At 74.2% G+C, this 7,125-nt stretch carries 8 protein-coding genes; 4 read left to right on the top strand and 4 right to left on the bottom strand.

Features of this window, described 5'->3' with window-relative positions:
• The first annotated feature begins 82 nt into the window (after nt 1–82).
• On the top strand, nt 83–382 hold the full coding sequence (locus MRBLMG1_RS04735; protein ID WP_367821003.1) for a hypothetical protein: 300 nt from the start codon (nt 83–85) through the stop codon (nt 380–382).
• Nucleotides 383–386: 4 nt separating this feature from the next.
• Nucleotides 387–1,256, top strand: a complete 870-nt coding sequence (locus MRBLMG1_RS04740; RefSeq protein ID WP_367821005.1) for a hypothetical protein — start codon at nt 387–389, stop codon at nt 1,254–1,256.
• Between the two features lie 85 nt (nt 1,257–1,341).
• Here MRBLMG1_RS04740 and MRBLMG1_RS04745 read toward each other — a convergent pair whose 3' ends face one another.
• Both MRBLMG1_RS04745 and MRBLMG1_RS04750 read right to left on the bottom strand, forming a co-directional pair.
• Nucleotides 1,342–2,025 carry a GntR family transcriptional regulator gene (locus MRBLMG1_RS04745; protein WP_367821007.1) on the bottom strand — a complete coding sequence of 228 codons (684 nt, stop codon included), beginning with the start codon at nt 2,023–2,025 and terminating at the stop codon, nt 1,342–1,344.
• Nucleotides 2,026–2,098: 73 nt separating this feature from the next.
• Nucleotides 2,099–3,283 (bottom strand): CaiB/BaiF CoA transferase family protein, encoded by a 1,185-nt coding sequence (locus tag MRBLMG1_RS04750; protein WP_367821009.1) that lies wholly within the window; start codon nt 3,281–3,283, stop codon nt 2,099–2,101.
• 162 nt (nt 3,284–3,445) lie between these two features.
• On the opposite strand from MRBLMG1_RS04750, the gene MRBLMG1_RS04755 reads away from it, so the two are divergent.
• The gene (locus MRBLMG1_RS04755; protein WP_367821011.1) at nt 3,446–4,627 is read left to right on the top strand and encodes an acyl-CoA dehydrogenase family protein; all 1,182 of its coding nucleotides are present in this window, start codon (nt 3,446–3,448) and stop codon (nt 4,625–4,627) included.
• Nucleotides 4,628–4,720: 93 nt separating this feature from the next.
• On the opposite strand, the gene MRBLMG1_RS04760 is transcribed toward MRBLMG1_RS04755, so the two are convergent.
• Entirely contained in the window at nt 4,721–5,224 is a 504-nt protein-coding gene (locus tag MRBLMG1_RS04760; protein WP_367821013.1) for an FBP domain-containing protein, read from the bottom strand.
• Nucleotides 5,225–5,353: 129 nt separating this feature from the next.
• Nucleotides 5,354–6,823, bottom strand: a complete 1,470-nt coding sequence (locus MRBLMG1_RS04765) for a PLP-dependent aminotransferase family protein (protein ID WP_367821015.1) — start codon at nt 6,821–6,823, stop codon at nt 5,354–5,356.
• A gap of 100 nt (nt 6,824–6,923) precedes the next feature.
• Between MRBLMG1_RS04765 and MRBLMG1_RS04770 the strand changes: the two genes are divergently transcribed.
• Nucleotides 6,924–7,125 (top strand): hypothetical protein (locus tag MRBLMG1_RS04770; protein ID WP_367821017.1); only part of this gene is annotated, 202 nt, incomplete at its 3' end.

The raw sequence follows: 7,125 nt of genomic DNA on the forward strand, positions 1-7,125 counted from the left end.
GCCGTTCCGCCCCGCGGTTGCGGGTGCGGGACAGCGAGGCGAGCAGAGGCACCCTGGCCGGTACTCGCCCTCGCGGCTCGCGATGATAGGACTTCCCGTTCAAGCGAGCGACCCGGAGCGCCGGGCCCTCGCCGTCCTGCGACGCGAGTCGATCGAACGCACCCTGCGCGGCCCGCGCCTGACCGCGAGCCAGGTCAACGGCATCGGCATCGGACTCGTCAGCGACCTCGCCGCACTGGGCATCACGTCGGCCGCCGACTTCCGGCGGGTCGGCTGGGCAAAGTACCCAACGGCCGGGGCGGCCAAGTCCGCTACATCCACCGCACCGAAGGCGGCAAGGCCCACGTCAACGGCAACGGCGAACATCGCGGCCGGCCCTTGACGGAGTGGCGGCGAGCCGCCACTCCGCCTGCGCCGAGGCCCGTGCTCCCCAGGAACCGCCGGCGGACGAACGACACCGCGTCGAGGAGATCATCGAGAACGAGCGGGCCCGCCTCCGGGATGAGCTCGCGCAGGTCCCGCGGACCGCGGAGTCCGCCCGGGCCGAAGCCCAGGAACTCCACGCGGAGCGACTGGCCGCGCTCACGGACGCCGAACGCGAGGCGCGGGCCGAGGCCGACCTGCGACGGGCCGCGTTCGACGAGACGGCGGAGCGGCTCCTCGCCCTCCGGGCCGAGTCGGCCGCCCATGTCGACGCCCACGGCGACCTCGGCCTCATGGAGCGCCGGACCCGCTCCCGTGCCCTGCGCCCGCTCCCGGCCGGCCCGGCGGCGATCCCGCCCCGCTCCCCTGCGGCCGCGCCGAAGACACCCGAGCGCTCGCACGGCGCCGAGCGCCCCCACGAGGGCGTGCGCGCCGACGGTGACCCGGCGGTGCCCGGCATCCGGGCCGGGCTCGGATGGCTCGTACCGGTCGCCCAGTTCGGCGCGACGGCGGTGCTGGGCGCGGGGGAGACGGACGTGACGCCCCTGTGGTTCTCCGTCGCGTCCCGCGTCGTCTCGCCGGCCGTGATCGTGGACCTGCTGCGGCTCTGGGTGCCGCGCAGGAGTCGGCGGACGCCGGGGGCCATGCCCGCAGGGACCGGCGTCGTGGCCTCCGGCGCGTTCCTCGGGCTCGCCGCCGCGAGCATGCTCGCCGACCCGCGGCGCACCCGGGGCGGTGCGCCGTGGGCGGTGGCGGTCGTGGCGGCGGTCCTCGTCGCGGCCGGGGCGGCGCGGCGGGTGCGCGGCGAAGGGACGGAGGCGACCACGGAGTGACTCCCCGAGGGGCGCCCGCCGGGTGGCCATACCGGCGGGTGATCCCGGCCGTGCGACGCGGCCCGACCTGGGCGTGCCCCGCGGCTCAGTCCCGGTCCGGGGACTGGTGAGTGTCCAGGACCTCGCGGAGTGCAGCGACCGCGTGGGCCCGGTGTGCGTCGAGGTGGTGGACGACGGTGTCGGCGTCGGCGCGGCGGAGGGCGGAGAGGACGGCGCGGTGCTCGTGGACGGCCTGCTCGCGGTGGGGGGTGTCGGTGTAGTACAGGGAGCGGTACGCGTCGGTGGAGTCCCACAGGGTGGTGATGAGGCGGACGAGGCGGGGCATGCCGGAGGCCTCGATGAGGGCGAAGTGGAAGCGGCGGTTGGCCGCGGCCATGCCGGGGACGTCACCGGCGTCGGCGGCGCGTTCCACCTCGTCCTGGGCGAGTTCGAGCGCGGCGAGGGTGCCGTCGGGCATCCGGCGCACGGCGCTGCGTACCGCCTCGGTCTCCAGGAGTTCGCGGATCCGGTAGATCTCCTCCAGGTCGGCGAGCGAGAGTTCGGCGACGAAGTAGCCCCGGTGTATGTGGTGGACGACGAGGCCCTCGGCCTCCAGTGCCTTCAGGGCCTCGCGCAGGGGGACGCGGCTCACCTCGAAGCGGGCCGCGAGGGCGTCCTGGACGATCTGGTCGCCGGGCCTGAGCTCTCCGGTGGTGATGGCGCGCCGCAGTTCCGCCAGGACGAACTGCTGGGCGGTCTGCGGCCGCCGCTTCTGCACCGCGCTGCTCATGGCCTGTGACCTTCCGTTCCTTCGTGTCGCCACCGGCGGAGCCCGCCGCCGGTGGCGCCCATCTTGCTATGGATCAGGGTGTGCGCGCGGGCCGTCCCAGCGTGGCGAGCAGGTCGGCGGTGTGCTCGCCGAGGCGTGGGGGAGCGGCGCGGTAGGACGGCGGGGTGGCGTCGAGCCGGATGGGGTTGACGACCTGTCCGGGGCCGGCCGCGGACTCCGGCACGCGCGGGGCGAGTCCCAGGCGGTCGGCGAGGTCGAAGGCGGCGGCGAGGTCGTTGATGGGGCCGCAGGGCACGCCGGCCGCGGCGAGTTCCTCGAACCAGTCGTCGGCGGTACGGGTGGCGAGCGGCCCGGCCAGGGCCGTGACCAGGTCCTCGCGGTGGGCGACCCGGGCCGTGTTGCCGGCGAAACGGGGATCGTCGGCCAGCTCCGGCCTGCCGATCCGGTCGCACAGGTTTCGGAACTGCCGGTCGTTGCCCACGGCGAGGACCAGCGGCCGGTCCCGGGCCTCGAAGACCTCGTACGGGGCGATGCTCGGGTGACGGTTGCCCATCGCGCGCGGCACGACGCCGGCCGCGAGGTGGGCGGCGGCCTGGTTGGTGAGCGCGGACAGGAGGGAGGTGAGCAGGGAGACCTCGACCCGCTGCCCCTGGCCGGTGCGGTCCCGGTGGCGGAGGGCGGCGAGGACGCCGAGGCCCGCGTGGAGGCCGGTGACGACGTCGACGAGGGCGACGCCCGTCTTGGTGCCGGGGCCGTCCGGTTCGCCGGTCACACTCATGAGGCCGCCCATCGCCTGCACGAGCAGGTCGTAGCCGGGCAGCCGGGCGCCTTCGTCGGTGCCGAAGCCCGTCACCGAGCAGTACACGAGCCCGGGGTTGGACTTCCGTACGTCCTCGTATCCGAGGCCCAGCTTCTCCATCGTGCCGGGGCGGAAGTTCTCCACCAGGACGTCCGCGCGGTCCACGATCGCGCGGGCCGCCGCGAGGTCCTCGGGGTCGGTCAGGTCGAGGGAGACGGAGCGCTTGTTCCGGTTCACCCCGAGGAAGTACGTGGCCTCGCCGTCGGCGAACGGCGGCCCCCACGCACGGGTGTCGTCGCCGGAGCCCGGCCGCTCGATCTTGATCACGTCCGCGCCCAGGTCGGCGAGGAGCATCGTCATGTACGGCCCGGCGAGCACGCGGCCGAAGTCGGCGACGACGATCCCGGACAGGGCGCCGCCCTCCACCGTCCCCAAGGTGCCCGGCTGGTCTGCGCGCATGCGGCGTTCCCTCGCTCTCACTGGTGACGCGATGTCGGTCCGGAGATTGGATCCAATCGGGAACGTACGGGTCCGATGGCGGGTTTTCAATACTGGATCCAATATCCGATCGGGCGCTACGCTTCGGCTCGCCGAGTTGCCACAGTCGCCAGGAGGCCGTCCGTGAAGTCGCCGTCCACCCCCGTCCACCCCTTCGACCTGCTCGCCGTCGACGGACTCCTGACGGACGAGGAGCGCGAGATCCGCCGTACCGTCCGCGCCGTCGCCGACCGGGAGTTGCGGCCGCACGTCGCCGGCTGGTTCGAGAAGGGCGAGATCCCCGCCCGCGAGCTCGCCCGCACCCTCGGCGCCACCGGGGTGCTCGGCATGCACCTGGAGGGATACGGCTGCGCGGGCACCAACTCCGTGGCGTACGGCCTCGCCTGCCTGGAACTGGAGGCCGTCGACTCCGGCCTGCGCTCCCTGGTCTCCGTCCAGGGCTCCCTCGCCATGTACGCCATCTGGAAGTACGGCTCCGAGGAGCAGAAGCAGCAGTGGCTGCCGAAGATGGCGGCCGGCGAGTACATCGGCTGCTTCGGCCTCACCGAGCCCGACGCGGGCTCCGACCCGGGCGCGATGCGGACCAACGCCAAGCGGGACGGCTCCGACTGGGTCCTCAACGGCACCAAGATGTGGATCACCAACGGTTCCGTCGCCGACGTCGCCGTCGTCTGGGCCCGCACCGAGGACGGCGTCCGGGGCTTCCTCGTCCCCGCCGGCACCCCCGGCTTCAGCGCCCCCGAGATCAAGATGAAGCTCTCCCTGCGCGCCAGCGTCACCAGCGAACTCGTCTTCGAGGACGTGCGCCTGCCCGCCGACGCGATGCTGCCGGAGGCCCGCGGCCTCTCCGGCCCGCTCGGCTGCCTCAACGAGGCCCGCTTCGGCATCGTCTTCGGCGCGCTCGGCGCCGCCCGCGACTGCCTGGAGACCGCGATCTCCTACGCCCGTGACCGGGTCGTCTTCTCCCGCTCCCTCGCCTCGTACCAGCTGACGCAGCAGAAGCTCGCGGACATGTCCGTCGAACTCGGCAAGGGCATGCTCCTCGCCCTCCACCTGGGCCGGCTGAAGGACGCGGGCACGCTCACCGCCGAGCAGGTCAGCGTCGGCAAGCTCAACAACGTCCGCGAGGCCATCGCCATCGCCCGCGAGTGCCGCACGATCCTGGGCGCCAACGGCATCACCCTGGAGTACCCGGTGCTGCGCCACGCCAACAACCTGGAGTCGGTGCTCACCTACGAGGGCACGAGCGAGGTCCACTCCCTGGTCATCGGCAAGGCGCTCACCGGCGAGCAGGCCTTCCGCTGACCTTCAGCCTTCCGCTGACCTTCAGCCGTCCGGTGGCCTTCAGCCGTCCGGTGGCGGTCAGCCGTCCGGTGACCTTCCGCCGTCCGGTGACGGTCAGCCGGCCGTCACCCGGTTGACGAACGCGTCCAGGTTGCCCGTCAGACGGGCGACCTGCTCGTCGACGCTGAGGGACTCCTCGTGGCGCCGGCCGCGCAGCTTCGGCTGCCGCCGGCCGCGGACGTAGAGCGAGCAGGCCAGGTCGGCGCAGAGGTAGATGCCGACCGTGTTCCCCTCGCGGCCGCGGCTGCCGGCCAGCGGCGCCACGAGGAGCGTCACGCCCGACGACGCGTGCCCCGTCAGGCATACCTGGCACATGCTCGACTTCACGGCGCTGGTCCGGCCGGTGGCGGGCACCCGCAGGGTCACGCCGAGCGGACCATCCTCGCGGGGGAGCACCAGGTGCGCGCGGAGCGGCGCGCCCGGGTCCACCCAGCCCAGGAAGTCCAGGTCCTCCCAAGGGAGTTCGGCGAAGTCGAGCGGCAGCTTGAGGCGGGCCGCCTCGCCCTTGGTGCAGTTCACGAAGGACGCGCGGATCTCTTTGTCGGTGAGTGGTTCCACTCGGTGGACCGTACACGGACCCGCTCCGACGGGCACCTGAATAAGGCGCGGCACGGACCGGCGGCGGCGCGGCACGGACCCGGCAGTCGCCCGGTGGGAACGGGTCCGCCCAGCGGACCCACCGTCGGCTCAGGCGACCCAGTCCGGGAGGGCCGGGTCGGCGAAGGTCCCCGGCGCCCCGTCGAGGGCGGCCGCGAGGCGTTCGGCCGCCGGTTCGTACACGTCCTCCGGCAGTGTGTACGGGATGCGCAGCCGGTGCTCGTGCGTGCCGGGGTCGACGCCGAACCGGGCGCCGCCCTCGACCCGGACGCCGTGCCGCAGGGCCCGGGCGGCGAGCGAGGAGGAGACCGGGCGGCCGAGGTCGATCCAGAGGCACATGCCGCCGGGCGGCATCGTCCAGCGCCACTCCGGCACGTGCCGGGCGAGCGCCGCGGTCAGCGCGGAGCGTCGCCGCCGCAGCTCCTCGACGCGCTGCGGGAGGATCACTTCGAGGCGGTCGATGAGGGCGACGGCCACCAGTTGGTCCAGGACGGAGCCGGACAGGTCGGCGGTGATCCTCACCCGGGCCAGCTCGGTCACGACCCGGGCCGAGGCCCTCACCCAGCCGACCCGCAGCCCGCCCCAGCAGCTCTTGCTGAGCGAGCCGACGGAGACGATCTGTTCCCCGTCGCCCCCGCCGGCCGTCGCGGCGAACGGCGCCGGGGCGGGCACGTCCAGGGCCATGTCCGTGAGTGTCTCGTCGACCACGAGCCAGGTCCCGGTGGCCCGCGCGGCCCGCGCCAGCTCCCGGCGCTGCTCCTGCGGCATCAGGTGCCCGGTCGGGTTGTGGAAGTCGGGGATCAGATAGGCCAGGCGCGGCGCGGTCTGCCGGAGCGCCGCGTCGACGAGCCCGGTGTCCCAGCCGCTCTCGGTCACCGGCACCGGGGTCACCCGCAGCATGCGGCCCCGCATGGCGTCGAGGGCGTTCGTGTACGAGGGGTTCTCGGCCAGCACCCGGTCCCCGGCCCGGCCGAGCAGCGTGAGGACGAGCGACAGCGCCTGCTGCGCGCCCGTGGTGACGAGGATCTGCTCGGGGCGGGTCGGCAGGCCGCGGGCGGTGTAGCGCTGGGCGACGGCCGCGCGCAGGGCGGGCAGCCCGTACGGGTGGTAGCCCTGGGAGCAGGCGTAGCGGGGCAGTTCGAGGGCGGCGGCCGTCAGCGCGGCGGCCAGTTCCTCCGCGGGGGCCTGCGGCGCGGCGAGGGCGAGGTCGATGGTCGAGCCGGTCTCGTCGTGGAAGGCGCCGAGCGCGGTGGGTGCCTGCCCGTCGGGCATCGCGGTCCAGGTGCCTGCGCCCCGGCGGCTGTGCGCGTACCCGCTCTCCCGGAGCAGGTCGTACGCCCCCGTCACGGTCGTCCGGCTCACCTGAAGCACCGCCGCGAGTTCCCGCTCGGCCGGCAGCCGCAGGCGGAGCGCTACCCGCCCGTCGAGGAGCGCTTCGCGCACGGCCCGCGCGAGCTCCCGGTACCCGAACCGCCCCTCGGGAGGCGGGGTGAGGAGCGACGCGAGCTGGCGGCCCGTCAGAGTCCGGTCCGCTGTGTGGACCACGCGTGCCACTGCCATGCCAATCACTCCTTATTGGCTCTGCTATCCAGGCCAATAAGACTACAGACTCCTGTCCAGTGGCCTGGTGGCCACGTCCTCAAGGGAAAGGAGACGACCGATGTCCGGACACTTCACCGACCGCGACGAGCGGATGTGGCAGCTGCGAGCGGAGGAGCGGGCGACCCGGCCCCTGCCCGTCGGGGCCTGGCTCCGGAGCCTGCGCACCTCCGTGGCGCGGGGCGCGGCGGGCCGGACCCCCGTGGCGCGCGGCGCGGCGGGACGCGCCGACGTGGCGCGGGGCGCGGAGGGACGCGCCGACG

The organism is Streptomyces sp. LMG1-1-1.1 (genome assembly GCF_040815545.1).
Taxonomy (GTDB): Bacteria; Actinomycetota; Actinomycetes; order Streptomycetales; family Streptomycetaceae; genus Streptomyces.